Raw genomic sequence first — 25286 nt, 5'->3', positions numbered from 1 at the left:
GCAGACTGGACGGATGACACGCAATATCGTGATCCTGACCGGCGCGGGGATTTCCGCCGAAAGCGGCATCGACACCTTTCGCGGCGGCGGGGGGCTGTGGGAGCAGCACCGGGTGGAGGACGTCGCAACGCCCGAGGCCTTTGCCCGCGATCCCGAGCTGGTGCTGCGCTTCTACGACATGCGGCGCGCGGCGATCCAGACCAAGGAACCCAATCCGGCCCACGTGGCGCTGGCACGGCTCGACCGGGAGTGGGCCAGACGCGTGCCCGGTGGCGAAGTGCTGATCGTGACGCAGAACGTCGACGACCTGCACGAACGCGGCGGGGCGGTGAACGTGCTGCACATGCACGGGGAGCACCTGAACGCCTGGTGCACCGCCTGCGACACCCGCAGCCGCTGGACCGGGACGCTGATCGAGCGCCCGCCCTGTCCCGCGTGCGGCGAACCGGCGCTGCGGCCCGACGTCGTCTGGTTCGGCGAAGTGCCCTACCGCATGGAGGAGATCTACGACGCGCTGCGAGAAGCGGACTTGTTCGTTTCGATCGGCACGTCGGGCGCGGTCTATCCAGCGGCCGGGTTCGTGCGCGCCGCGCGCGACCTCGGCGCGCGGACGCTTGAGCTCAATCTCGAACGCTCGCAAGGATCGGCCTGGTTCGACGAGACGCGGCTCGGCCCGGCGAGCGAGATCGTCCCGGCCTGGGTGGACGAGATGCTATCCGCCTGAGCCTAGCGGGCTGAGCCGTTGCAACCCCGGCACTCGGGATCGCGCGCGATCTTCATCGAGCGCAGGCCGGGCTTGAGCCCATCGAGCACGTGGAGCTGGCCCCACTGCGGGTCACCCAGCGTGGCGACGCCTTCGAGCAGGACGCGCATCGCCGCCATGGCACCGAAAGCGCCGACCATGCCGACCATCGCGCCGAGCACGCCCTGATCAGCGCAGGTATCGCAATCCTCGGCATCGAAGGCATCGCCGACGAAGCAGCGGTAGCAGGCATGCCCTTCGCGGTGGCCGGCGAAGTTAGCGACCTGGCCCTGGAAGCGACCGAGCGCGGCAGTGGTGAGCGGTATGCTGGCGGCAACGCACGCGTCCGACACGGCAAGGCGCGTGGCGAAGTTGTCGCAGCCATCGAGCACCACATCGGCCCCGGCGATCAGCGCGGCGGCGTTGTCGCGACCGATCCGGGCGACGTGCGCGGTGACGTCTAGCGCAGGGTCGAAGCGGCGGACCCAGTCGGCGGCGGCTTCGGCCTTGGCCTTGCCGATGTCGGCCGTGGTGTAGATCGTCTGGCGCTGGAGATTGCTCGCCTCCACCGCATCGTCGTCGATCAGGGTGAGCCGGCCGATGCCGGCGCCGGCCAGATACTGCAGCGCCGGGCTGCCGATGCCGCCCATGCCGACGAGCACGACGTGGGATTCGACCAGCCGCGCCTGACCCGCGCCACCGACTTCGGGCAGGACGATGTGGCGGGCGAAACGATCGAGGCGGTCTGGGGAGAGCGTCATGGCGCCTTGCCCTTACTGGCTTTGCCGGCCGTGCGAAAGCTGCGTGACAAGCGGGACCTGTGCGCGCAATCTGGTCGAAACAGACCAGAAAGAGGGATTGGAGCATGGGCGAATTGGACGGCCGGATTGCGCTGGTGACCGGCGCATCGCGCGGGATCGGCGCGGCCACGGCGCGGGCGCTGGCAGCGGAAGGCGCAAAAGTGGCAGTGACCGACCTTGCCGCCCCCGAGGCGCTGGCCGCAGAGATCGGCGGACTCGCCCGCGCGCAGGACGTGACCAGCGAGGACGATTGGGCGGCTACGACCGACTGGTTGCGCGCCGAGGCCGGTGGGCTGGATATCCTGGTCAACAATGCCGGGCTGTTCCTGATGAAGCCACTGGTTGAAACCACGCTGGCGGAGTGGCAGCGACTGCACCGCGTCAACGTAGAAGGCGTGTTCCTCGGCACCCGCGCGGCGATCCCGCTGCTGGCCGAGCGCGCCGGGCAATGGTCGGGCGGCGCGTCGGTGATCAACCTGTCGTCGATGGCGGGCCTTGTCGGATCGGCGGGCACGGCCTGCTACAACGCCAGCAAGGGCGCGGTGCGGCTGTTCACCAAGGGCGCGGCGCTGGAGCTTGCGCCGCAGAAGATCCGGGTGAACTCGGTGCATCCCGGCGTGATCGACACCAGCATGGGCGACGAGGTGGTCAACGGGCTTGCCGGACTGACCGGTCTCGGCGCGAACGAGGCGCGGGTGGCGGCCACCGCGATCCATCCGCTCGGCCACATGGGCCAGCCCCAGGACATTGCCAATGCCATCGTGTTCCTGGCGGGCGACAAGTCCGCATTCATGACCGGCAGCGAACTGGTTGTCGATGGCGGCGTGACTGCCGGATAGCGAAAGGCGAAGCGCGTAATGACTCGGCAGGCATTCGCTGCTAGGAATGGGTCCATGCGCAGCATCCTGCCTTTCGTCACGACGACTACCACCACCCCGGCGCGCCGGGGGTGGGGTCGTTCGGGCTGAGCAGCCCAGCGATGCCGCCGCCCGGTTCGGGCAGGCGGCGTCACCTTCCCGGACCGTAGCTTCTCCCTGACGCCAGCCCTTCCGGCGCGCGCGGCGATGTGCCAAAGCGCGGCAAACGAGCAGAGAGTAACGATGTCCGAACTTCTCAAGATCACCCTGCCCGATGGTTCGCTGCGCGAAGTTGCGCCGGGCACCACGCCGGCGGACATCGCCGCGGCGATCGGGCCGGGCCTTGCCAAGGCAGCCATCGCCGCGCGCGTCGATGGCGAGCTGCGCGACATCACCCGCCCGCTGACCGCCGACGCGCAACTGGCGCTGGTGACGGCGAAGGACGAAGCCGACGCGCTCGACCTTGCCCGCCACGACTTTGCCCACCTGCTGGCCGAAGCGGTGCAGGCGCTGTTCCCCGGCACGCAGATCACCTTCGGGCCGAGCACCGACGACGGCTTCTACTACGACTTTGCGCCGAAGGACCGGCCCTTCACCGACGAGGACCTGCCCGCGATCGAGGCGAAGATGCGCGAGCTGATCGCCGCCAACAAGCCGCTGCGCCGCGAGGAGTGGAGCCGCGAACAGCTGATCAGCCGCTGGAAGCAGCAGGGCGAGACGTTCAAGGCCGAATGGGCCGCGGAACTGCCCGAGGGCGAGGCGCTGACGGTCTACTGGTCGGGCGACGACTGGCTCGACATGTGCCGGGGGCCGCACTTGGCCAGCACCGGCAAGCTCGATCCGCAGGCGTTCAAGCTGACCCGCGTGTCCGGCGCCTACTGGCGTGGCGACCAGAAGAACGCGATGCTGAGCCGCATCTACGGCACCGGCTGGCTCAACAAGAAGCAATTGGATGCGCACCTGACGCGGCTTGAGGAAGCGGCGAAGCGCGACCACCGCAAGCTGGGCAACGAGATGGACCTGTTCCATCTTCAGGCCGAAGCGCACGGCAGCGTGTTCTGGCATCCCAAGGGCTACAAGGTGTGGCGCGAGCTGGAAGCCTACATGCGCCGCGCGATCGACGATGCGGGCTATCGCGAGGTGAAGACCCCGCAGGTGATGGACGCGCGGCAGTGGGAGCAATCGGGCCACTGGGGCAAGTACCGCGAGAACATGTTCGTCATCCCCGACGAAGTGCCCAACACCGAGGAGGAAGGCCCGCTCGTTTCCAACGATGCGGACTGGATGGCGCTGAAGCCGATGAACTGCCCGGCGCACGTGCTGATCTTCCGCCAGGGCATCAAGTCGTACCGCGACCTGCCGCTGCGTCTCTATGAAAACGGCTGCTGTCACCGCAACGAGCCGCACGGCGCGCTGCACGGGCTGATGCGCGTGCGCCAGTTCACGCAGGACGATGCCCACATCTTCTGCCGCGAGGACCAGATCGTTTCGGAAGTGCAGGCGTTCTGCGAGCTGGCCGACCGCATCTACAAGGACTTCGGCTTCACCTATTCGATCAAGCTGGCGCTGCGTCCGGAAAAGCGCTTCGGCAGCGAAGAGATGTGGGACAAGGCGGAAAGCGAACTGCGCGACGCGGTGGTCCGCGCCGGTCTTGCGACCGAACAGTACGGCTGGGAGGAGCTTCCGGGCGAAGGCGCGTTCTATGCGCCCAAGCTGGAATGGCACCTGACCGACGCAATCGGCCGCACCTGGCAGGTCGGCACGATCCAGTCGGACCGCGTGCTGCCCGAACGGCTGGATGCGAGCTACATCGGCGAGGACGGCGAAAAGCACCGCCCGGTGATGCTGCACCGCGCGATCTTCGGATCGTACGAACGCTTCATCGGCATCCTGATCGAACACTTCGCCGGCAAGCTGCCGACCTGGCTGGCCCCGGTACAGGCGGTGGTGGCGACCATCGTGTCCGATGCAGACGACTATGCGCTCGATGCCGTGGCCAAGCTCAAGGCGGCGGGCATCCGCGTCGAGAGCGACCTGCGCAACGAGAAGATCAACTACAAGGTGCGCGAGCATTCGCTGCAGAAGGTCCCCTACCTTTTGGTGGTGGGCAAGCGCGAGGCCGAGGAAGGCACCGTCGCCATCCGCACATTGGGCGAGCAGCAGCAGAAGTTCGTTTCGCTCGACGAGGCGATCGCACTGTTGAAGACCGAAGCGACGGCGCCGGACCTGCGGTAAGCCTGCTCGGACGTCTTGGCCCGCCGGCGCCTGTGCGAACAGGCGCCGGTAGCGGCGCAGGACGTCTCCCTCCGTCGTGTCGCTTGTGGGCATGACGCCCCGATGTGAAATTTGCGCCTTGCCTATCACATTGCGATGTGAGACATCGTCGCCATGTCTACCGATCTCATCACCCGTTTGCGCCGCCTCGTCATCGATGGCGGCATGTCCCGCTCCGGCCTCGCCCGCGCGGCTGGGCTCCATGCCAACACGTTGCGCGACATGACCGAGCCGGACTGGAACCCGACGGCCGACACGCTCGCCAAGCTCGAGCGCTTTCTCGACGACAGCGACGAAACGCCGGCGCTGGTACCGATCGAGGAAATCATCGAGGAAGCGCGCAACGGGCGGATGTTCATCCTCGTCGATGACGAGGACCGCGAGAACGAGGGCGACCTCGTCATCCCCGCGCAGATGGCCACGCCGGACGCGATAAACTTCATGGCCACCCATGGCCGCGGGCTGATCTGCCTGACGCTGACCCGCCGCCGCTGCGAGGAGCTCGGGCTCGACCTGATGAGCCGCAACAACGGCACCCGTCACGAAACCGCCTTCACTGTCTCGATCGAGGCGCGCGAGGGCGTGACCACCGGGATCTCGGCCGGCGACCGCGCACGCACCGTCTCGGTCGCGATCGACGCCGGCAAGACTCGCGACGATATCGTCACCCCGGGCCATGTCTTCCCGCTGATCGCGCGCGATGGCGGCGTGCTGGTGCGCGCAGGGCATACCGAGGCGGCGGTCGACATTTCCCGCCTTGCCGGCCTCAATCCGTCCGGCGTGATCTGCGAGATCATGAAGGAAGACGGCACGATGGCGCGGATGGACGACCTGGTGCCGTTCGCCCGCAAGCACGGGCTGAAGATCGGCACGATCCGCGACCTGATCGAATACCGCCGCCGCCACGATCATCTGGTCGAATGCATCGACCGTTCACCGTTCCATTCCGATTACGGTGGCGACTGGACGATCCATACCTATCGCAACAAGATCGACGGCACGATGCACCTCGTGCTGCAGAAGGGCGCGGTCGATCCCGCAGGCCCGACGCTGGTGCGCATGCACAGCCTGTCGATCCTGGCGGACGTGCTGGGCCAGCCCGGCCCGCGCAAGCGCACCCTGCAGCGTGCGATGGCCGAGATCGGCAACGTGGGCTCGGGCCTTGCGGTGCTGCTGATGGCGCCCAGCCAGGACCATCTCGCGGCCGAAGTCAGCGGCAAGCAGGAGGCGGCGATGGACTTGCGCAATTATGGCATCGGCGCACAGATCCTGGCCGACATGGGCGTGCACGACATGGTACTGCTGACCAATTCGCATGCCGCGCGCAACGTCGTCGCGATCGAGGGCTATGGCCTGAACATCGTCGGCCACCACGAAATTCCCGGAGAGTAAGCAAGCAATGGCACAGTTCCTGATTGTCGAGGCGCGGTTCTACGATCACCTCAACGACATGCTGATCGCGGGCGCGCGCGACGCGCTCGAGGCGGCGGGGCATTCCGTCGAGGTGGTGACGGTGCCCGGCGCGCTGGAAGTGCCCGGCACGATTGCACTCGCCGACCAGACCGGGCGGTACGAAGGCTATGTCGCCATTGGCGTGGTGATCCGGGGCGAAACCTACCATTTCGAGATTGTCGCCGGCGAAAGCGCGCGTGGCATCATGGCCTTGACCATGGATGGCGTGGCCATCGGCAACGGCATTCTCACCGTGGAAAACGAGGCGCAGGCGATCGTCCGCGCCGACCCTGCGCAAAAGGACAAGGGCGGAGAAGCAGCCAAGGCTGCGCTTGCCCTTTACGAGCTGCGTCGCCGCTGGGGTTGACCCTCGGTCTTCATCCCAAACACATCCTTAACCGCAGCTAAGGCATAACCCCGGCGACTGAAGACAGCCGGGCCCAGTGATGTCGCATCATTTTCGTGAAATCGCCGCGCGTGCGGTCGCCGATGGGGTGATCGATGCGCAGGAAGTGCTGGCGCTGCGCCAGGTCGTCTGGCCGGACGGGGTGATCTCTCCGGACGAGGCCGAAGCGATCCTGCTGCTCAACGATCACGTGCGCGAGCATACGCCCGAATGGACCGACTTCGTGGTCGAGGCGGTCGGCGAGTTCGTGGTCAACGGCTGCGCACCGCGCGGCTACGTCGACGCCGGTACCGCCGACTGGCTGATCGCCCGGATCGACCACGACGGGCGGCTCGATTCGATGACCGAGCTGGAGCTGATCGTGCGCGTGCTGGAACGCGCGCTCAATTGCCCGGATCGGTTGAAGGCCTATGCCCTCGCGCAGATCGAGCGCGCGGTTGTGTTCGGCAGCGGACCGACGCGCGAGGGTGGTTCGCTTTCGGCGGGTTCGGTGTCCACGAGCGAATGTGCGCTGCTGCGCCGGGTGATCTTTGCCGCAGGTGGCAGCGGACCGGCGCAGGTGTCCAAGCCCGAGGCGGAGATGCTGTTCCGGATCAAGGACGCGACGCTGGATGGCAACAACGCGCCTGAGTGGGAGCGCCTGTTCGTGCAGGGCGTCGCGAACTTCCTTCAAGGGTGGAAGCGTCCCGAACAGCTGACGCGCGAACGCGCCGGTCAGCTCGAGGCGTTCATGGACGATCGCACCACGAACGTCGGCCGCTTTTTCAGCCGCATGGTCCAGACCGCGCCGAACGGCCTGCTTTCCAGCTTGCGCGGAACCGGGTTCGGGCGACGCGGAACCGGGGCGCACTCGGTGGCGGAAGCGCGCGCCGATTTCGAGGTGACCGACAGCGAGCGGCTGTGGCTCGATGCCCAGATTGACGCCGACGACACGCTCGACCCGCTGGAGCAGGCGCTGTTGCGTTTCATCATGCAGGAAGAGGGCTGACCGCGGCTCACGCCGCAGGCTTGAGTTCCGGCGCCGGCTTGTACTTGGTGGCGTCGGTGGTGAACTCGGCATGGCCGAGGCTGCCTAGGTAGCCGCGCACCTTCCCCACCAGCCGCCGGTCGGCGAGGTGGCGAACGATCGGCGTCTTTGCCGCAACGCCATAAGCCTGAACCTGCCCCATCAGGGTAAGGCCGACAGCGGCGGCGCGCATCTTGTCGATCGGACGGATCCTAACGCCGAAGCTCGCGGCGGTGCGTTCGCTGCCATCACAGAAGTTCTGCATGAAATAGACCTTGGCGAAGGAGCGCTCGAGCCGATCGCGCATCTTGCCCGCGGGCGTGGAGGCATCGACCAGATCGGCTTCCATCGTGGCGCGCAGCAGGCCGCCGCAAGTCGCTTCATCGAAGCCGCTGCGCAGCGACAGCGCGCGGGCGTTCCAGGCATCGACGATGCCGCGTGGCGTGTCCGCGAGAAGGTCCTCGGGCAGGCCGAGCAGGAAGCAGCGATAGCGTGACAGCTCGATCTGCGCACGTTCTTCGGGCGTGAAGTGCTCGCGGCCTTCCTTGATCACCTTGGACGAAATGAGGAAGTCCGAGATCAGCCCGGCCGGCATCTGATCGACCTGGGGGATCGGGATGCCGTAGACCTTCTGATCCCAGCGCCCGCGCGAAAGCACGTTGAAGCGCACCATCGAGTGCATCAACCGCACCATCGCGGCCGCCTTGAAGCCGGCCCCGAAGCGATGAAGCGCGCCCGGCAGCACCGAGGTGCCGAAGAAAGTGGCGGTTTCCTTGATCCGGCGGGCGGCGGTCTTGTTCGAAAGCGTGCCGGTCAACGCCATCGGCAGCGCGGCGTACTTGTTCATGAACGTGGCGATGAAGGCCCCGCGGATCGCCCAGGGCGCGAAGTTGGCGAAGGCAACGCGCTGCAGCCGCGCACCTTCCTCTACCAGCTTCATGTCGACCCAGGCGGGCGTTGCCTCCATCGAGCGGATGAAGGTCACGAGTTCGGGCGGGGCGCCTTCCACCTTGTCGACACCCTTGTCGCAAGCCTCGACGAGCATGTCGACGAGACGCTTGAAGCCGAGTTCGGGAATCAGCGCGGCATAGGGATCGGCCACGGAATCGCCCATCAAGGTGTAGGCCGCCATGCGCTCCATCAGCTCGCGGTTGTCGAGCAGGCGCGCCGCGACATCGGGGTATCCGCGCAGTTCGCTGCGGGCGATGTCGTCGGCGCTTTCACCCAGCAGGCGTTCGGGACGGATGGCGAAGTCGACGGAGCCGTACATTGCCGGGTTGTCGGTCGTCTGTGCTTCGATCCTGCCGCGCAGATCTGCAATCGGTGTTGGCATGGGAAAATCGCTCCATCGGAACAGCCGCTGGAGTTAAAATACTATCTGTCGATAGAAATTCAAGTCCCTGCCCTAGAGGGCGTCGATCTCGGCATCGAGGGCGGCGGTAATCGCGGCGAGCTGGGGGCCGGCGATGTCGTCCCAGCCGAAAATGCGCAGTGCCACCGTACGCCCCGATTGGAAGGCGGTGAGGCTGGCGATCATCAGCATGGCACGGATGCGTGCCGGCTCATCGGCGGCATCGCGCCCCTGGATCCGGGCAATCATCGCCGCGATGAGGTCAATCCCGGGGGCGAACAGCCGTTCGAGCATGACGTCGAGAGCAGGGCCGGGGGCAAGCAGTTCGCGGCTAACGAAGGCACCCCACAGGCCCGCCGAATCCGCGCCAGTCATCGCGCGCGCAACGGCGGCCATCGTGCTCTTGAGCGCAGCGCGCAGATCCGTCTCGCCCGCTAGAAGAGCCTGCGCGGCGGCCTCCGCTGGGGCTTGCGTCATTGCGACGAAGCGCGCCGCGATCTCCTCGGCGCAGGCGCGGTAAAGCCCCTCCTTGCCGCCGAAATAATACTGAAGAGAGGGCAGCGTGGCGCCCGCGCCTTGAGCGATGGCCCGGGTGGTTGCCGCCGCGAACCCGACGCGGCCAAATTCAGCAATGGCCACTTCGAGAATGCGCTGGCGCGATTCCTCGCCCTTGCGGTAGCCGCCGCGACGTCCTGCCGCCGGCGCGCCGCCGGTCATCTGCGCAACCTCAGACAGTGAAGCTTTCCCCGCATCCGCAGGAGCCCTTGGCATTGGGGTTCTGGAACACGAAGCCGGCGGTAAAATCGTCTTCCTGCCAGTCCATTGTGCTGCCGATGAGGTAAAGCACCGAGGCGGCATCGATGAAGAACAGCCCGCCGGGGGTCTCGATCTTTTCATCGAGCGGGTTGGCCTGCGTCACGTAGTCGACCGAATAGGCAAGGCCCGAGCACCCGCGGCGGGGGGTCGACAGCTTTACGCCGATCGCACCTTCCGGTGCACTGGCCATCAGCGTGGCGACGCGCGCCTCTGCGCTGGGCGTCAGCACGACGGCGGCGGGGCGGGGGCGGCGAGCTGTGGTGGTGGCTTCGGTCATGGCTGGTCCAATATAGGGAGCGGTTCAGAGCATTCCCAGTTCGAGCTTGGCTTCATCGCTCATCTTCTGCGGGTCCCATGGCGGATCCCAGACGAGGTTGACCTCGGCATCGCGCACCCCGGGCACCGCCGAGACGCGCAGTTCGACTTCGCCGGGCATCGATTCGGCCACCGGACAATGCGGCGTGGTGAGCGTCATCGTGACGGCGACGTGGCCGTCCTCGCCGACATCGACCCCGTAGATCAGGCCGAGATCGTAGATGTTGACCGGGATCTCGGGGTCGAAAATGTCGCGCAGCGCGGCGATGACGCCTTCATAGATCGCCCCGCCCGGCTCGCCCGCGGCAAGGCCCTGCGGCTTTTCGGCGAGGAAGCCTTCGAGATAGTCGCGCTTGCGCTCGAGCTTTTGGGCCGCAGTCTCCGAGGGCATTTCCTCGACCGCGTCCTCGACGAAGGCGCGGCGCGGCGCGGCCACGTCTTCCACTTCCTCGATCGCAAACTTGCGGGGTTCGTCGCTCATCCGAAGATCCTCATCGTCCTCTCGATGCCGCGTACGAGTGCGGCAATGTCGCTTTCATCGCTGTAGATGCCAAAGCTGGCGCGGGCGGTGGCCGGCACGCCGAGGTGCTCCATCAGCGGTTGCGCGCAGTGGTGGCCAGCGCGGATCGCCACGTTCTCCTCGTCGAGGATCGTGCCGAGATCGTGCGGATGCACGCCATCGATCGCGAAGCTGACGATGCCTGCGCTGTCGTCCGGACCGAACAGCCGCACCGAGTTGAACCGGCCGAGCTCTGCACGCGCCTGACGCACCAACGCGGCTTCGTGCGCGTGGATGGACTCGAGCCCGATCCCTGCGACGAACTCTGCCGCGACGCCGAAGCCGATCGCTTCGACGATGGCCGGCGTGCCCGCCTCGAAGCGTTGCGGCGCGGGTGCCCACGTCGTGCGTTCGAACGAGACGCGGTCGATCATCGAACCGCCGCCCTGCCAAGGCTGCATGCCATCGAGGATCTCGGCCTTGGCCCAGAGCGCGCCGATGCCGGTCGGGCCGTAGAGCTTGTGCGCCGAGAAAGCGTAGAAATCGCAGCCGAGCGAGGCGACATCGACCGGCAGGCGGGCTACCGCCTGGCAGCCGTCGAGCAGGATCTTCGCGCCGACGCCGTGGGCCAGCGCCACGGCGCGCTTCGCATCGAGCACGGAGCCGAGCACGTTGGACACGTGCGCCAGCGCGACGAGCTTGTGCGCCGGGGTCAGGATGCGCTCCGCCGCGTCGAGGTCGATGCGGCCGTCCTCGGTCAGCGGGCATACGTCGATGGCAATGCCGGTGCGATCCTGGATCAGCTGCCAGGGCACGATGTTCGAATGGTGTTCGAGCTGCGAGAGCAGCACGCGATCGCCGTGCTTCAGGTTGGCGAGGCCCCAGCTCTGCGCGACGAGGTTGATCGCCTCGGTTGCGCCACGGGTGAACACCAGCTCGTGCTCGGCGCCGCCGATCAAGGCGGCGACGCGGCGGCGCGCGGCTTCGTAGCCGAGCGTCATCTCCGCCGAGCGGGTATAGACGCCGCGATGGACCGTGGCGTAGTCGGCACCCAGCGCGCGGGTCACCGCGTCGATCACGACCTTCGGCTTCTGCGCGGTGGCGGCGCTGTCGAGATAGTGCCAGCGCTGGCCATCGGCATTGACGAGGCCGGGCCACTGGTCGAGCCGCGTGAGCGTGGCAGCGGAGGTAGCGGCAGCCATCACAACAGGCCCTCCAGCGCGGCGATCGCGGCCTGCGTCAGACGTTCTTCCTCGGCCGCGCCGACGAAGGCTTCGGCGATGAAGGCCTGCAGCATCAGCTTCTTGGCCTCGGCCGGGGGAAGCCCGCGCGATTGCAGATAGAACAGGCCCTCGGCACTGAGTTCGCCGACCGCGCAGCCGTGGGCACACTTGACGTCGTCGGCATAGATTTCGAGCTCGGGACGGGCGTTGGCCGTGGCGGTACGGTCGAGCAGCATCGCGCGGATTGACTGTTCGCCGTCGGTGCCGATCGCGCCGCGATCGACCACGACGCGGCCGAGGTAGGTGCCGGTGGAGTGCCCCGCCAGCACCGAGCGCACGACCTGGTGCGAAGTCGCGTCCGGTTCCGCGTGGACCACTTCGGTGACGATTTCGAGCGTCTGGTCGCCGCCCGCCAGCTGCGCCGCGCCGAAATGGAAGTTTGCGCCCTTGCCCAGCGTGACCCGCACGGCAACGCGGCCATAGGCGCGCGCTGCGTTGAGCACGCGCAAGTCGTAGCTCGCGCCTTCGCCCAGCACGATCTCGATGTCGCGGGCCTGCGGTCCTGCCGCATCGACGACGATGGCCTTGGCGCCCTCTTCGCCCACACCCAGCACGATGCGCTCGGCGGGCAGCGGCCAGAGCGCTTCGAGCGCGGCAAGGTCGGCGTAGCGATAGGCCTCGTCCCTGCGCGTCGGAAGGGTGGCCACGGTCATGCGGCGACGGCCTCGTAGCCGTTCTCTTCGAGTTCGAGCGCCAGCTCGGCCCCGCCCGACCGCACGATGCGACCGCCCACCAGCACGTGGACGAAGTCCGGCTTCACGTAATCGAGCAGGCGCTGGTAGTGCGTGATCAGCAGGACGGCCTTGTCGGGCTTGCGCATGATCGCGTTGATCCCCTCGCCGCAGATGCGCAGCGCATCGATGTCGAGCCCGGAATCGGTTTCGTCGAGGATGGCGAGCCGGGGATCGAGGATGCCCATCTGGACCATCTCGGCGCGCTTCTTCTCGCCGCCCGAGAAGCCCACGTTCACCGGGCGCTTGAGCATTTCCATGTCCATGCGCAGCAGGCCCGCCTTTTCCTTGGCGAGCTTGAGGAACTCGCCGCCCGAAAGCGGGGCCTCGCCCCGGCTCTTGCGCTGGGCGTTGAGCGCTTCGCGCAGGAACTGGACGTTGGACACGCCGGGGATCTCGACCGGGTACTGGAAGCCCAGGAACAGGCCGGCGGCGGCGCGTTCGTGCGGCTCCATCGCCAAGAGGTCTGCGCCCTCGAAATCGACCGACCCGCCGGTCACTTCGTAGCCCGGCCGCCCGCCAAGCGTATAGGCGAGAGTCGACTTGCCCGCGCCGTTCGGCCCCATGATCGCGTGGATCTCGCCCGCATTGATGGTCAGCGACAGACCCTTGAGAATGGGCTTGCCGGCGACTTCGTTGGCGAGGTTGTCAATTTTCAGCATTGCGTTTTCCGGTGGTGCAATTGGCAAGGTAATCGGCGCGGACCTCGTCGAAGAGATCGCGCCAGCTCTTTTCGGTGGCACGCGCATCGTCCAGCAGCTTCTGCCGGGCATCGAGCTGCGCGAGCGCGGTGGTCGTCGTTGCCTGCCCACTGGCGCCCGAAGGCGTTGTGGAGAGCAGCGTTGCACGCTCCTGCGCGATGGCGCGCTGTTCGGCATAGGCGGCCGCGGCGAACTCGGTGCGGCGATGCGGCTCGTCGCTGATCAGCGTCTTGATCTCGGCGCGGTTGCACGTCTTGACCGCCGTCAGCGCAGGCGCTGCATCGGGGACTTCCGCGCCGAGCATCAGGGTTGCGAGCAGGATCATGATCGGTCGGCCATCACGCTTTCGACGCTCAGCGCCGCTGCGGTCTGGCGAAGGCGCGCGGGGCGCGGACGGGTCGGGGCGGGCGGGTGAGTGCGGTGACCGCAGCGCGCACCTGTTCGATTACGGCAGCGACATCGGCCACAACCGCCTCGGGATCGAAGCGCAGAACGGTAAGCTTCTGCTCCGCCAGCTGGCGATCGGCGCGATCGGCCAAGGCGGGATCGGCATTGGCGGAATCGCTCGTCAGCATCAGCACGAGCGGGCGCTGGCGGCACTGGAAGTCGGCGATCACCGAGCCTGCCACGGCCTTGCGCTTGAACAGCAGGGTCGGGAAAGCTTCGGCGAGCGCGGCGGCAAGAACCGTTTCCGCCTCTGACGGATAGCGGCGCTGCTCGCGCGCGAGATCATGTATCCGGTCGAGCCGGGATGCCGAAATCGCACGCTTGGAGCGCGTGGCCGAAGCGGGCGCTGAGCCGGCGGGGCGAAGGGAAAGGGTCTGTTTCATCAGGCGAGCTGCGGCAGATGCTGGCTGCCGCGTCCGCGCAGGACATCGACAACGTTCTTGACCATGCCAAGGCGGCGCCGGCCGCGGGCATGGTCCCTATACTGGGCAGGAAAAGTACGCGGATCGAAGGCTTGTCCGGCGCGAGAGGCAAGATAGTCCTTGTCGGCCGGAAGATGGAGCATCGCCGCATCGATCGATTGGGAAAGCGGCGGGATCGGCGACAGCGTGCGCGCCGACCACCAGCGCTGTACCAGCCCCAACTCACCCGCATCGCGCAAAGGCAGGCCCCGCGCCGCAAGACGCAGCAGCGCGCTGGTCACGACCATCTCGTCGCCGGTGTGGTGCGTGGTACCGAGCGCCGCGACATAGCCCGGCCAGATCTTCTCGATCTCCGCCGACAACTCGGCAAAGCGGGCCGGACTGCCGGCGATGAATTCTCCGCCGAACCAATGGCGGCTGCCCGCGGGCACCTCGAAGAGATCGAGATCGACGCCGACACGGTCCTCGCCATAGGCCGGCGCGACGTGATGCCAGATGTCGTAGACGGTCAGCGCGTCGGGATCGGGCAATTCGAACTTGCGCTGCACGACCATGTCGAGATCGACCAGCGCAACCTGGTCGCCCAGCTCGCCGCTGGCGAACATCGACATCAGGTCAAGCTTATAATGAGCCGCCTGAAAAGGGATGCCGCCTGGAACATCGCGGGCGAAATCACCCGGCAGCACTGTGGCGGCGTCCTTGAGGCCCAGTCCGGAAAGCCGTGCCGCAACCCAGTCGGCGGCGTTGCTGACGAGCGCAAAGGGCATGTCCGCCACCTTTGCCGACGCGGCGAGCGTAGCCGCGTTGCGCAAGTAGACATCGACCTTGAGCGCACCGGGCGATGCAGGATCGGTGGCGAGAACGGCAGGGTCCGCAACATGCATCAGTCCGTAAAGCCGCAACATCAGCCCACACTCCCTTCGAGGGAAATTCCCAGAAGCTTCTGTGCCTCAACCGCGAATTCCATCGGCAGCTGCTGCAGAACCTCACGCGCGAAACCATTGACGATCAGTGCCACCGCCTCTTCCTGCGCAAGTCCGCGCTGCATGGCATAGAACAGCTGGTCGTCCGAAATCTTGCTGGTCGTCGCCTCGTGCTCAATCGTGGCGCTGGGATTGCGCACTTCGATATACGGAACGGTGTGCGCGCCGCAGTCGGCCCCCAACAGCAGCGAATCGCACTGGGTGAAGTTGCGCACGCCTTCGGCCTGCGGCGCCACGCGGACGAGCCCGCGATAGGTGTTGTTGGACTTGCCGGCGCTGATCCCCTTGGACACGATGGTCGAACGCGATCCCTTGCCGTTGTGGATCATCTTCGTGCCGGTATCGGCCTGCTGGTGGTTGTTTGTGACCGCGACCGAGTAGAATTCGCCCACCGAATCCTCGCCGTTGAGGACGCACGAGGGATACTTCCAGGTGATCGCGCTACCCGTTTCGACCTGCGTCCAGCTGACCTTGGAACGGGCGCCCTGGCACAGGGCGCGCTTGGTCACGAAGTTGTAGATGCCGCCCTTGCCCTCGGCATCGCCAGGATACCAGTTCTGGACGGTGGAATACTTGATCTCGGCATCGTCGAGCGCGACGAGTTCGACAACCGCGGCGTGAAGCTGGTTTTCATCGCGCTGTGGCGCGGTGCAGCCTTCGAGGTAGGAGACGTAGGCCCCCTTTTCAGCAACGATCAGCGTGCGTTCGAACTGTCCGGTATTTTCGGCATTGATGCGAAAATAGGTCGACAGCTCCATCGGGCAGCGCACGCCTTCGGGGATGTAGACGAAGGTGCCGTCCGAAAAGACCGCGCAGTTCAACGCAGCGAAATAGTTGTCGTGCATCGGCACGACCTTGCCCAGCCAGCGGCGGACAAGATCGGGATATTCGCGGATCGCCTCGCTGATCGAGCGGAAGATGACGCCCGCCGCTTCGAGTTCCTTGCGAAAGGTCGTGGCGACCGAGACGCTGTCGAACACGGCGTCGACGGCGACCTTGCGCACGCCGGCGAGGACCTTCTGCTCCTCGAGCGGGATGCCCAGCTTTTCGTAAACCCGCAGGATCTCGGGATCGACCTGGTCGAGGCTGTCGAGTTGCTTCTTCGCCTTGGGCGCGGCCCAGTAATAGGCTTCCTGGTAGTCGATCGGCGGGATCGACAGCTTGGCCCAGTCGGGCGTGGGCATGGTCAGCCAGTGGCGATAGGCCTTGAGCCGCCATTCGAGCATCCATTCGGGCTCGTTCTTCTTGGCCGAGATGAAGCGGACGGTGTCCTCGGACAAGCCTTTCGGTCCGTATTCCTGCTCGATGTCGGAGGCCCAGCCATGCTCGTATTCAGCAACACGAGCCGCGGCATCGCGGGCGGCCTGATCCTTGACCGGAACGGCATCGAGGGCGGAGGGAGAGATATCGGCGCTCATGAAGTCAACTCAGGCGAGGGCGAACCGGCGGGCCGCGAAAGCTGCACCAGCGAAATGCCGGCCAGGGCGCCACGCAGCGTTGCGTCGACGACAGGCCAGTGGGGACGGACGCTGCACGCGGATTCGAGCGTGCAATCGCTGCGTCCATGCGTGGAACAGGTGGCAAGCGCGATTGGTCCTTCGACCGCCTCGACAATGTCGGCAAGGGTAATTGCCGCAGCGGGACGGGCAAGCTTGAGGCCACCACCCAAACCACGAACCGACTTCAACAATCCCGCGGCCGACAGCTTGCTGACAAGCTTCTGCACGGTGGGCAGCGGCAGGCCGGTTTCCTCGGCCAGCCGGGGCGCGTTGATCCGCGCCTGGCCACAATGACGCGCGGCGGCACACATCGCCACGACGGCGTAGTCGGCCATGCTGGATAGACGCATCGTTCAGGCAATCCGCTGAGAATCGGACGGGCGGTCAAACTTGGACCAGATCGTTCCAGTTATGTAGTCCCCGCGCCCTTCAATGGCAAGCCGCGGCAGGCAAGATGCCCCCTGCCCTTTGAGTCAGGCGCCGAAGCCGTCCGGCAAAGCCGCGAAGCTGGGGCTCACTTCCTGGAAATTGCGCAAGTCGAGCAGAGCCGAAAGGACGGGCGCGTCGGGCGCGCCCAACCGTGCGGGGGTCCGCCCGGCAAAGAGGCGCAATTCCCGGATCATATGCGACTGGTCGTAGAACTGCTCTTCGACGGCGGCGATCTGATCCGGCGGCGTGTCAGGATGACCGAGCAGCGCTGCGGCTCGCAAGGCGCGATACTTTCGCGCAAGCTGCTTGGGCGGCAGTCCGAAATACTGGTCGACAAGGCGCTGAAGCTGCCGAGGCGAATATGGCGAGCGCGACGCCAGATCTTCCACCATCGGGGAAAGTGCACCGCCCAGCCATTCAGCCACGATACCGATCAGCCGCACGTGCGCTGCCGGCACAGGTCGGAGCAAAGGCTGAAGCACGGCGGACGCAAGCTCCGCCATCTCATCTCCAGAAAGCCCGGGCGTATCGCCGGTTGCATTGTAACGTGCGGCAAGGTCATGCGCGAATTTGGTCAGCGATGGATCGATCACGCTGCCGGCATCAAGCAGGCGGTTGGCGTGCTCGGCCGCCGAAAGGCCGGCGGTCAGCGCACCCCAGCCGAGCGGGCTGATTGCCGCGCCAAACACGTGCCAGGGACCGTCGACCAGGATCGGCGCGGCCGCCGAAAGCGGCGTAACGAGGCTTGCCGGATGGCTAGCGTCGATCGTCCCGTCGCGGACGAACAGTTCGCCATGCCCGCGCAGAAAGAAGATGAGCAGGCCGGCGCTCGCCGGACGCAGGTCCGAGATGAGCTGCTCATCGCAAGTGAAGTGGAAGAAGGTCGTAATGAACGGCGCCAGCGGTTCGGGCACCGGGATGTATTCAAGCTTGATAAGCGCAGCGCTGGTTAGCGGACGACGTGCCAATTCGGCTCGGCGCCGCTCGAAAGCCTCGGCCCGATCGCGCTCCTGATGGTCCATGGTTGTCGTATTGCGCCCCATTTGCGCGAACAAATCGGCAATACGAAGCGGCTGTCAAGCCAATGCCCGACAGGGAAAGGAAAAAAAGGCGGCCGCGCCAGGGGCACGGCCGCCCTAAAGTCGAGAACCCGATACATCGCTGCACCGAGCCCTTCGGGTCGCAGGGCCGTACTAAGGCAAGGACCGATTCGAGAATTGTACGGATTCGACAAAATCGGTTGCGCACGTGCAACAGGGTTCGCGAAATCTCGCAAGCCAAGACATTATGCACTCAAATGGCAACAAAACGGTCTTGGCGTGGTGCAGCGCAACAGCGATAGCGTCGAACACCTCTTCCAAGCTCGATGGATCCCGCTCAGGATGCTTTACCAAGCCGTCAGGCCGTTGCTTTTCCGCCTTCCCGCCGAGCCTGCGCATCGCCTGACAATTTCTGCGCTCAAGACATTGCCGATGGGCCGCCCTGCCCCGCCTGAGCCCGCGCTGGCGCAGCGCGTTGCGGGGCTCGTTTTTCCCAATCCGGTTGGACTGGCACCCGGGTTCGACAAGAATGCCGAGGTCGCCGACGAATTGTTCGACCTCGGCTTCGGCTTCGTGGAGATCGGCACGGTTACGCCACGCCCGCAGGAAGGCAATCCCAAGCCGCGCCTGTTCCGCCTCGTCGAAGACCGCGCAGTGATCAATCGGATGGGCTTCAACAACGACGGTGCGCAAGCGGTCGCCGGACGCCTTGGGCGGCGCCAAGGGCGGCCCGGCATGCTCGGCGCAAACATTGGCGCCAACAAGGATTCACCCGACCGAGTGGCTGATTACGCGCAGATGACGCGAATCATGGCGCCGCTTGCCAACTATCTTACTGTCAACATCTCCTCGCCCAATACGCCGGGGCTTCGGGCGTTGCAGGACGAAAGCGCGCTTGGCGAACTGCTTGACGCGGTGATCGAGGCGCGTGCGGCGCATCCCACGCCCATCTTCCTGAAGCTCGCCCCCGATCTTGCCCGCAGCGACATCGATGCCATCTGCAGGATCGCGCTCGACAAGCGGCTGGATGCACTGATCGTTTCCAACACGACGATCTCCCGTCCGGGCCTTCGCTCGCCGCTTGGCAGCGAAACCGGGGGGCTGTCCGGTGCTCCGCTCAAATCGCTGGCCCTGGAACGCTTGCGTGACTTCCGCTTGGCGAGCGGCGGGCAAATTCCGCTAATTGGCGTGGGCGGAATAGCAACCGTGGACGATGCCTGGGAACGCATCCGCGCAGGCGCCAGCCTGGTCCAGATCTACAGCGCGATGGTCTATGAAGGACCAGGCCTTGCCCGCAGGATCGTTCGCGGCCTGGCAGAAAGGGTGCGCGCCGAAGGCCTTACCAGCATTGCCGAGGCCGTCGGCAGCGCATAGCGTGCGCGCCATGACGCCTCGACTGCCCTATGCGTTCGCCCGGCTCGCGCCCCTAGCTGCAACCGCCGCCCTTGCCGCCTGCGCCATGCCGGCCCAATCGCCGTTCGAGCTGGTGGCGGCGCCTGCCGTCCCACCGGTGGCCGGCCAGGCAGACAGCGTGACGGTCGGAGAACGCGGCCTTGTCTCGGCTGCCGATCCGCGCGCGGCCGATGCTGGCGCGCAGATGCTGCGGCTTGGCGGATCTGCAACCGACGCGGCGATCGCCACCATGCTCGCGCTGACGGTGGTCGAACCGCAGAGTTCGGGCATCGGCGGAGGCGGCTTCCTCGTCTCTGGCGATGCAGCTGGCAATGTCGAAACGATCGATGGCCGTGAAGTCGCGCCAGCAGCTGCAAACCCCAAGTGGTTCTACGTCGGCGACAAGCCGCTCCCGATCGGCGAGGCAATTCCGGGCGGCCGCAGCGTCGGCGTGCCGGGGTCGCTCCGGCTCGTGGCGCTTGCGCACGAAAGGCACGGCTTGATCGCGTGGCGCACCCTGTTTCAGCCCGCGATCCGGCTGGCGCGCGAAGGTTTCGTCGTCACGCCGCGGCTGTATATGATGCTTTCGCGCTTTCCCGGCACCGGTGCGCTCGATCCCGCTGGAAAGGCGCTGTATTACGGCGAGGATGGCAAACCCAAGCCGGTCGGCACGCTGGTCCGGAACCCCGCGCTCGCCGATTTCCTAGAGACCGTTTCCGCACGCGGCGCATCCGCCTTCTATGCCGGTGACAATGCCACCACGATCGCGGCCAAGGTCGGCACGGCGCCGCGCAACCCGGCACCGATGACGACCGCGGACATCGCCAGCTACCAAGCCGTAGCGCGTGCCCCGGTGTGCGGCCAGTATCGCGTCTGGCGCATCTGCGGCATGGGCCCGCCGTCTTCGGGCGCCACGACCGTCTATGCCGTGCTCAAGCAGCTCGAACGGTTCGATCTCAAGGCGCTGGGGCCAGACAATCCGGTCGCATGGCACTTGCTCGCCGAATCGGAGCGTCTCGCCTATGCCGACCGCGACCGTTACCTCGCCGATCCCGGTTTCGTGTCGGTGCCGGTTCAGGGGTTGACCGATCCCACCTATCTTGCCCAGCGATCCGCGCTGATATCGGCTTCGGCAACAATGCCGTCCGTCGCGGCCGGCACACCGCCCCAGCCGACGGCGCGCCTTGCGCCGGCGCCGCCGCAAGAAGAACATGGCACCTCGCACTTCGTGGTCATCGACACGAAGGGCAACGCGATCAGCTACACCTCGACAATCGAGAGCGCGTTCGGCTCGGGCCTGGTGGTCAATGGCTACTTCCTCAACAACGAGCTCACCGACTTCAACATCGTGCCCGACAAGGACGGTCTGGCCACGGCCAATCGTGTAGAGGCGGGCAAGCGTCCGCGCAGCTCGATGGCACCGACACTGATCTATGGCCCCGATGGCAAGCTCGTGATGGCGGTTGGTGCCGCCGGGGGTGCGACGATTCCCGTCCAGGTGATCAAGACGATCATCGGCGTGCTTGACTGGGGGTTGCCCGTAGGGCGCGCGATTGCCCTGCCGGTCCTGTTTGCGCCCGGTGGTGAGACGGTCTTCGTCGAGAAGGGCTCCTCGCTTGAACAGATGGTGCCCGCGCTCGTTGCACTCGGCCACGTGAAGGTGATGCCGATCGAAATGCCGCTGAAGACCAACGCCATCGTCCGCGTGGGCGATCGCTGGATGGGCGCAGCCGATCCGCGCAGCGAAGGAGCGGCGGTCGCACAGTAGCGTAACGCCTTGCCTACAGGCTGAGCGTCAGATCCCAATAGCCGTAAAGCGTGTTGCCGTTGGCGCGCCCGTTTGGTGCGTCGCGCAGCAGGCGGCCCTTGAACAGGGCGACGGCACCCACTTCCGACTGCAGCAGGCCAGGAACGATCGCGTAGCGAATGCGACCTTCGATCTGCGCGGCGGCGTAGCGCCCAGAAGCTCCGCTCGCATCGCGCACGCCGGTCGTGGCAAACGTATCATGCACGTTCTCGGCCCAGGCAATCCGTGCTGCGGTCATCAGCTCGAGCCGCGCAAACGGGCTCGCCTCACCTCGCAAGCCGGGCGAAATGATGTTCGAGCGCTGCAGCGCGCCGAACAATCCGGTCGGCCCAAACTCCGAACGGCGCGCTCCGAACAGCGTGTCGAAACGGCGATATGCCCCGACACGGCCCGAATCGCCGCTCGCCGCATCAAACAGCCCGGACACGCGCGGCGACCATTTGCCTTCGAATGTGTAGCCCGCTTCCGCATGGACCAGCCAGGCCGACACTTTGAGGTCAGTGACATCGGCGATCAAAGCAGAGCGGCGCGCCTTGCCGCCCTGCCACGCCAGCTCGAAATCATGATCGAATCTGCTCTTGGCCGGCTTGGCAAAGAGCCTGGTGCCGATCGTCCAGAGGCGACGATTGCGGGTTGGCAGATCAGGACGATCTCGCTCGACGAGACGAAACGCATAGCCTTCGACCGAGCCGCCAAACATTCCCGGGACGGTGACATCGCCGCCGAAGAACTGCAGGTCGGTTGATTCGCGGTCGAGCCTGACCTTGTTGTCGGCGATTTCCACCGCGGCATCGGGCAAGCGGATCTGGGGCATCGTCCAGAAGCCGATCGCGCGCACGCCACCTGCCGTGGTCCAATCGCCCTCGACGCCGGTGAAAGCATTGGTCGTGTTGCGAAAGCGATTGCGCGCAACGAGGCGACGACCACCGATGTCCATGGTGAAGCGACCAAGGGTCAGCAGTCCGTGCCCCGCCTTCGCACCCTTGCCGAAAGCGCCCGAACCATGGTCACCGAGTTCGAATCGCACGAAAGCCTGGACGGGTTCGAAGGTGTTGACTTCACCGGTTCCGGCCGTTGAGTTCGACCGCTGCAGGTAGGCCCGGCTATCGATGACCTCGGCTCCGAACCGCACAGGTCCAGCGTCATATTCTGCAGCAACGTCCGTGCGGATCGAAAGCATCGAATCCGCATCCGGACCAGCAGCGCGGAACTGGTTGTCGATGCCTTCAAGGCGGGTGCGGACCGAAGCGCTGATCTGAAGATCATCGGTCGCACCCAAGAAGTGCGTCAACGGCGCCTGCCTTGCCAAAGCGGGGCTCGCGGTCAGGCCTGCCACGACAAGCGCGGACAGGACAACTCTGTTGGTCACAGTCGTTCTCCTGCAAAGGTGCGACACCCGGTCCCCGCGTGGGGTGCCGGTTCGGCGCCGCGCGGCGGCCTATGGCAGCTATATCCGCATGTGCAAAGGAGGACTTGCCGTCCGTTCGGACCTTGCCTATGGCCCTGTCCGTCACTTGGGGAGTAGCCGTCCGCGCAGCCAGCGGATCCCGATGCGTCAACATGCTTGGCCGAGAGGCCATGGCGCAGGCAAAGCACGCCGGACCTGCGGCAGGCTTTGGGCGAGACCAATGGCAACGGCGCTTTTCGTCCGGCCGGGCGGAAGGGCGCGGTTGTCGTTTGTCTCGACTGGTTCGCCCGGCCCCGTGGAAAGCCCATGATTCTCGAAGCCCTGACCACCTCGACCGCTGTCGTCGCACTCGCGGAAATCGGCGACAAGACGCAGCTGCTCGCAATCATTCTAGCCGCCCGCTTCCGCAAACCCTGGCCGATCGTAGCGGGCATCCTCGGCGCGACCATCGCCAATCATTTCCTTGCCGCACTTCTTGGCGCGACAGTCGCCGGGTTCATGGACGGGCCCGCCTTCCGCTATGCCGTCGCCGCCGGCTTCATCGCCATGGGGCTATGGACGCTGGTGCCCGACAAGATGGACGATGACGAAAGCCCGAAGCCATCGCGCTTCGGTCCGTTTCTCACGACCCTTGTTGCCTTCTTCGTGGTTGAGATTGGCGACAAGACGCAGGTTGCTACCATTGCGCTGGGGGCGCAGTATCATGATGCGATTGCGGTCACGATGGGCACCACGCTCGGCATGATGCTGGCCAACGTACCGGCTGTGTTCCTCGGCGAGGCATTGCTGCGTCGCGTGCCGCTCAAGGCCGTGAGGATCGTCGCCGCATTGCTATTCGTGGGTCTCGGCCTGTGGCTGCTGGCGCGTACCGCCGGAATTCTCTGACCAAGCCTTACAGCCCTTCGCCCCAAGCGGCGCAATGTGCATCCATCCCGACGAGCTGGCGGCGCAGCGATGCGCGCGCCAGCCGTTCCACCTCCGCCTTCCGCCGCGCCGCCGCCAGCGGCAGCGACGGTGCCGGTCGCACGATCTCCGCATCATAGCCATCGCCGACGATCACTCCGCAGGCGTGGGGCAGGAACGCGGCGTCATCCAGGCACGCGCGATCGAGGTGGGGGGCGAGACCCCAGTAGAACCGGTCGCAATGCTCGAGATAGTCAGGCCATTTTGCGTCCCCGAGGAGATCGGCCCGACTGACCTTGATCTCGACGATGACAATTCGCCCCTTCGCGTCGATTCCCATCAGGTCCGCGCGACGGCCTGACCGCAGCGGCATTTCAGTAAGGCACCAGATGTCATTGCGCGCGAACAACCGACAGATGCCTCGCGCGACCGAGCGGGCGTCCGCAAAGGTGTCCGATGCAGAGAGATCAAGCGCGACAAGTTCCGGTGATTCGGACATGGCGCCTAGCATAAGAACATAGAGAGAACACGTAAAGCAGTCCCGCCATAAGCCTGGACACGGAAGTGTTCAGCCGAGTCGCTTCAAACCTTGCGGAGGTACAAGTTCGAGCAGCACCGCCCTTGCTGCAACGAACTCCTGCCATAGCGCATGGGCCGCCGGAGCAGCGGACAGGCCACGGGCATGAACGGCGAGCAGGGCAGAAAGCCCCGGCTCCATCATCGCGGCGAGATCGTCGACCCCGCGACGGGCCTCGTCGTAGCGCCAACCGCCGGCATCGCGGGCAAGAGCAGGAAAATTGCGAATCTCTGCCTTGCGGGCTTCGGGCGGGTGACCAGCAAGCGAGGCAACCACCGCCGCCGCGTCGTGAAGCGCCGCCCATTTCATCGAAAGCGCCGATCCGGCCCCGCTGCCAAAATCAGCCCGGCCAGAACCAGGCAGGCCTGCCGATCGTGCCGAAGCGTGGGCGGATGACCGCTCCTGCGAATGAAATGCGCTCGCCATGGCGGCATGGTACCAGAGGCCTGCCTTCCAAATAACTAAGCCTCAGCGCGTATAAGGATTCTGACGTGGATCATTGCAGAGAAACACGTGCGATGGGGCTGGCACCTTAATCGATCCGCTGCTAGTGGACCCCGACCAAGCACCCGTAGCTCAGCTGGATAGAGCGTTGCCCTCCGAAGGCAAAGGCCACAGGTTCGAATCCTGTCGGGTGCGCCAAAACCCCTCAAAGATCATAGCAGCTCGGTCACCGCATCTGATGCGCAAGGCTCCGCAACTGCGCGAGCGTAAATCCTGTACCGGATTGCATCGTCGCCACACCTTTGCGAAGCGGTGTCGCAAGCATCAAGGCGCAGGCCCAATGGTCCAAGCCTTCATCCTGATCCCAACCGCCCAACGAAATGCGCCAGGGCACTCGTGATGCTGCTCCCGCAGCAGGATAGTCCATGGGTTTAGGCGGTCGGATTGTCACTTTGCAGGTGCAGCATTCTGCATAACTTTCGCCATGCCCAGGTGGCCGATACGCGGGTTCCGGCGCAGACGTTTTTCGTCAATGTGCCGCACTTGATGATCTGCCGGGCGTCTCAATCGGCCTATGGCTAGGTGTTTGATCCCACGGTTTGATGGTGCGATCCTTTCGTTGGAATGGAAGGAAGCCGTATGGGACAGATACGTCATGGGTGCGCCACGACCACGCACGCCGTCCGAGCAGCAATACAGCGA

General features: G+C 65.8%; 26 protein-coding genes, 1 tRNA gene and 1 pseudogene. 10 read left to right on the top strand and 18 right to left on the bottom strand.

Going from position 1 to position 25286, the window contains the following annotated elements; translation table 11 throughout:
* Window positions 1–13 precede the first annotated feature (13 nt).
* Window positions 14–724: an NAD-dependent deacylase gene (locus HHL27_RS19160; protein ID WP_169495005.1), complete on the top strand. Its 711-nt coding sequence runs from the start codon at window positions 14–16 to the stop codon at window positions 722–724.
* A 2-nt stretch (window positions 725–726) separates the two neighbouring features.
* Here HHL27_RS19160 and HHL27_RS19155 read toward each other — a convergent pair whose 3' ends face one another.
* Window positions 727–1503 (bottom strand): HesA/MoeB/ThiF family protein, encoded by a 777-nt coding sequence (locus HHL27_RS19155; RefSeq protein WP_169495004.1) that lies wholly within the window; start codon window positions 1501–1503, stop codon window positions 727–729.
* A gap of 104 nt (window positions 1504–1607) precedes the next feature.
* Here HHL27_RS19155 and HHL27_RS19150 point away from each other — a divergent pair, with 104 nt between their 5' ends.
* The 5 genes from HHL27_RS19150 to HHL27_RS19130 all read left to right on the top strand — a co-directional run bounded on the left by HHL27_RS19150 (window position 1608) and on the right by HHL27_RS19130 (window position 7519).
* The gene (locus tag HHL27_RS19150) at window positions 1608–2381 is read left to right on the top strand and encodes a glucose 1-dehydrogenase (protein ID WP_169495003.1); all 774 of its coding nucleotides are present in this window, start codon (window positions 1608–1610) and stop codon (window positions 2379–2381) included.
* 261 nt (window positions 2382–2642) lie between these two features.
* Window positions 2643–4634, top strand: coding sequence for a threonine--tRNA ligase (thrS, locus tag HHL27_RS19145; RefSeq protein ID WP_169495002.1), 1992 nt, complete (start codon window positions 2643–2645; stop codon window positions 4632–4634).
* Between the two features lie 153 nt (window positions 4635–4787).
* Entirely contained in the window at window positions 4788–6065 is a 1278-nt protein-coding gene (ribB, locus tag HHL27_RS19140; RefSeq protein WP_169495001.1) for a 3,4-dihydroxy-2-butanone-4-phosphate synthase, read from the top strand.
* A gap of 7 nt (window positions 6066–6072) precedes the next feature.
* Window positions 6073–6492 (top strand): 6,7-dimethyl-8-ribityllumazine synthase, encoded by a 420-nt coding sequence (gene ribH, locus HHL27_RS19135; RefSeq protein ID WP_169495000.1) that lies wholly within the window; start codon window positions 6073–6075, stop codon window positions 6490–6492.
* A gap of 79 nt (window positions 6493–6571) precedes the next feature.
* The gene (locus HHL27_RS19130; protein WP_169494999.1) at window positions 6572–7519 is read left to right on the top strand and encodes a hypothetical protein; all 948 of its coding nucleotides are present in this window, start codon (window positions 6572–6574) and stop codon (window positions 7517–7519) included.
* Between the two features lie 7 nt (window positions 7520–7526).
* Here HHL27_RS19130 and HHL27_RS19125 read toward each other — a convergent pair whose 3' ends face one another.
* The 13 genes and pseudogenes from HHL27_RS19125 to HHL27_RS19065 form a co-directional block, all read right to left on the bottom strand.
* Window positions 7527–8870: an oxygenase MpaB family protein gene (locus tag HHL27_RS19125; protein ID WP_169494998.1), complete on the bottom strand. Its 1344-nt coding sequence runs from the start codon at window positions 8868–8870 to the stop codon at window positions 7527–7529.
* Window positions 8871–8942: 72 nt separating this feature from the next.
* On the bottom strand, window positions 8943–9605 hold the full coding sequence (locus HHL27_RS19120; protein WP_169494997.1) for a CerR family C-terminal domain-containing protein: 663 nt from the start codon (window positions 9603–9605) through the stop codon (window positions 8943–8945).
* 10 nt (window positions 9606–9615) lie between these two features.
* The gene (locus HHL27_RS19115; protein ID WP_169494996.1) at window positions 9616–9981 is read right to left on the bottom strand and encodes a HesB/IscA family protein; all 366 of its coding nucleotides are present in this window, start codon (window positions 9979–9981) and stop codon (window positions 9616–9618) included.
* Between the two features lie 24 nt (window positions 9982–10005).
* A complete protein-coding gene (locus tag HHL27_RS19110; protein WP_169494995.1) occupies window positions 10006–10500 on the bottom strand; it encodes an SUF system Fe-S cluster assembly protein in 495 nt (164 codons plus the stop codon).
* Entirely contained in the window at window positions 10497–11720 is a 1224-nt protein-coding gene (locus HHL27_RS19105; protein ID WP_169494994.1) for a cysteine desulfurase, read from the bottom strand. Before HHL27_RS19105 ends, HHL27_RS19110 begins: the two co-directional genes overlap by 4 nt.
* Window positions 11720–12454: a SufD family Fe-S cluster assembly protein gene (locus HHL27_RS19100; RefSeq protein WP_169494993.1), complete on the bottom strand. Its 735-nt coding sequence runs from the start codon at window positions 12452–12454 to the stop codon at window positions 11720–11722. The genes HHL27_RS19105 and HHL27_RS19100 overlap by 1 nt, the downstream gene beginning before the upstream one ends.
* A pseudogene (sufC, locus tag HHL27_RS19095) lies at window positions 12451–13134 on the bottom strand (Fe-S cluster assembly ATPase SufC); the annotation flags it as partial. The gene HHL27_RS19100 and the pseudogene sufC, both read right to left, overlap by 4 nt.
* Window positions 13135–13180: 46 nt before the next feature.
* Window positions 13181–13558 carry a hypothetical protein gene (locus tag HHL27_RS19090; RefSeq protein WP_206069721.1) on the bottom strand — a complete coding sequence of 126 codons (378 nt, stop codon included), beginning with the start codon at window positions 13556–13558 and terminating at the stop codon, window positions 13181–13183.
* 28 nt (window positions 13559–13586) lie between these two features.
* A complete protein-coding gene (locus HHL27_RS19085; RefSeq protein ID WP_169494991.1) occupies window positions 13587–14063 on the bottom strand; it encodes a DUF559 domain-containing protein in 477 nt (158 codons plus the stop codon).
* Entirely contained in the window at window positions 14063–15007 is a 945-nt protein-coding gene (locus HHL27_RS19080; protein WP_169494990.1) for a hypothetical protein, read from the bottom strand. Before HHL27_RS19080 ends, HHL27_RS19085 begins: the two co-directional genes overlap by 1 nt.
* The gene (gene sufB, locus HHL27_RS19075; protein WP_169494989.1) at window positions 15007–16503 is read right to left on the bottom strand and encodes a Fe-S cluster assembly protein SufB; all 1497 of its coding nucleotides are present in this window, start codon (window positions 16501–16503) and stop codon (window positions 15007–15009) included. Before sufB ends, HHL27_RS19080 begins: the two co-directional genes overlap by 1 nt.
* The gene (locus HHL27_RS19070; protein ID WP_169494988.1) at window positions 16500–16934 is read right to left on the bottom strand and encodes an SUF system Fe-S cluster assembly regulator; all 435 of its coding nucleotides are present in this window, start codon (window positions 16932–16934) and stop codon (window positions 16500–16502) included. The genes sufB and HHL27_RS19070 overlap by 4 nt, the downstream gene beginning before the upstream one ends.
* A 123-nt stretch (window positions 16935–17057) precedes the next feature.
* Window positions 17058–18035, bottom strand: a complete 978-nt coding sequence (locus HHL27_RS19065; RefSeq protein WP_169494987.1) for a helix-turn-helix transcriptional regulator — start codon at window positions 18033–18035, stop codon at window positions 17058–17060.
* 360 nt (window positions 18036–18395) lie between these two features.
* On the opposite strand from HHL27_RS19065, the gene HHL27_RS19060 reads away from it, so the two are divergent.
* Both HHL27_RS19060 and ggt read left to right on the top strand, forming a co-directional pair.
* Window positions 18396–19427 carry a quinone-dependent dihydroorotate dehydrogenase gene (locus HHL27_RS19060; RefSeq protein WP_169495070.1) on the top strand — a complete coding sequence of 344 codons (1032 nt, stop codon included), beginning with the start codon at window positions 18396–18398 and terminating at the stop codon, window positions 19425–19427.
* Window positions 19428–19437: 10 nt separating this feature from the next.
* Complete coding sequence (gene ggt, locus HHL27_RS19055; RefSeq protein WP_169494986.1) at window positions 19438–21213, top strand: gamma-glutamyltransferase; 1776 nt, start codon at window positions 19438–19440, stop codon at window positions 21211–21213.
* A gap of 13 nt (window positions 21214–21226) precedes the next feature.
* Here ggt and HHL27_RS19050 read toward each other — a convergent pair whose 3' ends face one another.
* Window positions 21227–22621 carry an alginate export family protein gene (locus tag HHL27_RS19050; RefSeq protein ID WP_169494985.1) on the bottom strand — a complete coding sequence of 465 codons (1395 nt, stop codon included), beginning with the start codon at window positions 22619–22621 and terminating at the stop codon, window positions 21227–21229.
* A 345-nt stretch (window positions 22622–22966) separates the two neighbouring features.
* Here HHL27_RS19050 and HHL27_RS19045 point away from each other — a divergent pair, with 345 nt between their 5' ends.
* Window positions 22967–23545: a TMEM165/GDT1 family protein gene (locus HHL27_RS19045; RefSeq protein ID WP_169494984.1), complete on the top strand. Its 579-nt coding sequence runs from the start codon at window positions 22967–22969 to the stop codon at window positions 23543–23545.
* Between the two features lie 7 nt (window positions 23546–23552).
* On the opposite strand, the gene HHL27_RS19040 is transcribed toward HHL27_RS19045, so the two are convergent.
* Together HHL27_RS19040 and HHL27_RS19035 are read right to left on the bottom strand one after the other, a co-directional pair.
* Window positions 23553–24062 (bottom strand): MmcB family DNA repair protein, encoded by a 510-nt coding sequence (locus tag HHL27_RS19040; RefSeq protein WP_169494983.1) that lies wholly within the window; start codon window positions 24060–24062, stop codon window positions 23553–23555.
* Between the two features lie 69 nt (window positions 24063–24131).
* Window positions 24132–24449 carry a hypothetical protein gene (locus HHL27_RS19035; RefSeq protein WP_169494982.1) on the bottom strand — a complete coding sequence of 106 codons (318 nt, stop codon included), beginning with the start codon at window positions 24447–24449 and terminating at the stop codon, window positions 24132–24134.
* 256 nt (window positions 24450–24705) lie between these two features.
* Between HHL27_RS19035 and HHL27_RS19030 the strand changes: the two genes are divergently transcribed.
* Window positions 24706–24782: transfer RNA gene (locus HHL27_RS19030), tRNA-Arg, on the top strand.
* 249 nt (window positions 24783–25031) lie between these two features.
* Here HHL27_RS19030 and HHL27_RS22225 read toward each other — a convergent pair.
* The coding region (locus HHL27_RS22225) for a hypothetical protein (protein ID WP_206069720.1) at window positions 25032–25286 on the bottom strand (255 nt) is incomplete at its 5' end.

Source organism: Novosphingobium olei (assembly GCF_012927405.1).
In the GTDB taxonomy this organism is placed as follows: Bacteria; Pseudomonadota; Alphaproteobacteria; order Sphingomonadales; family Sphingomonadaceae; genus Novosphingobium; species Novosphingobium olei.
Note: the sequence above shows the minus strand (reverse complement) of the source record. Positions and strands in the feature narration are given on the sequence as shown.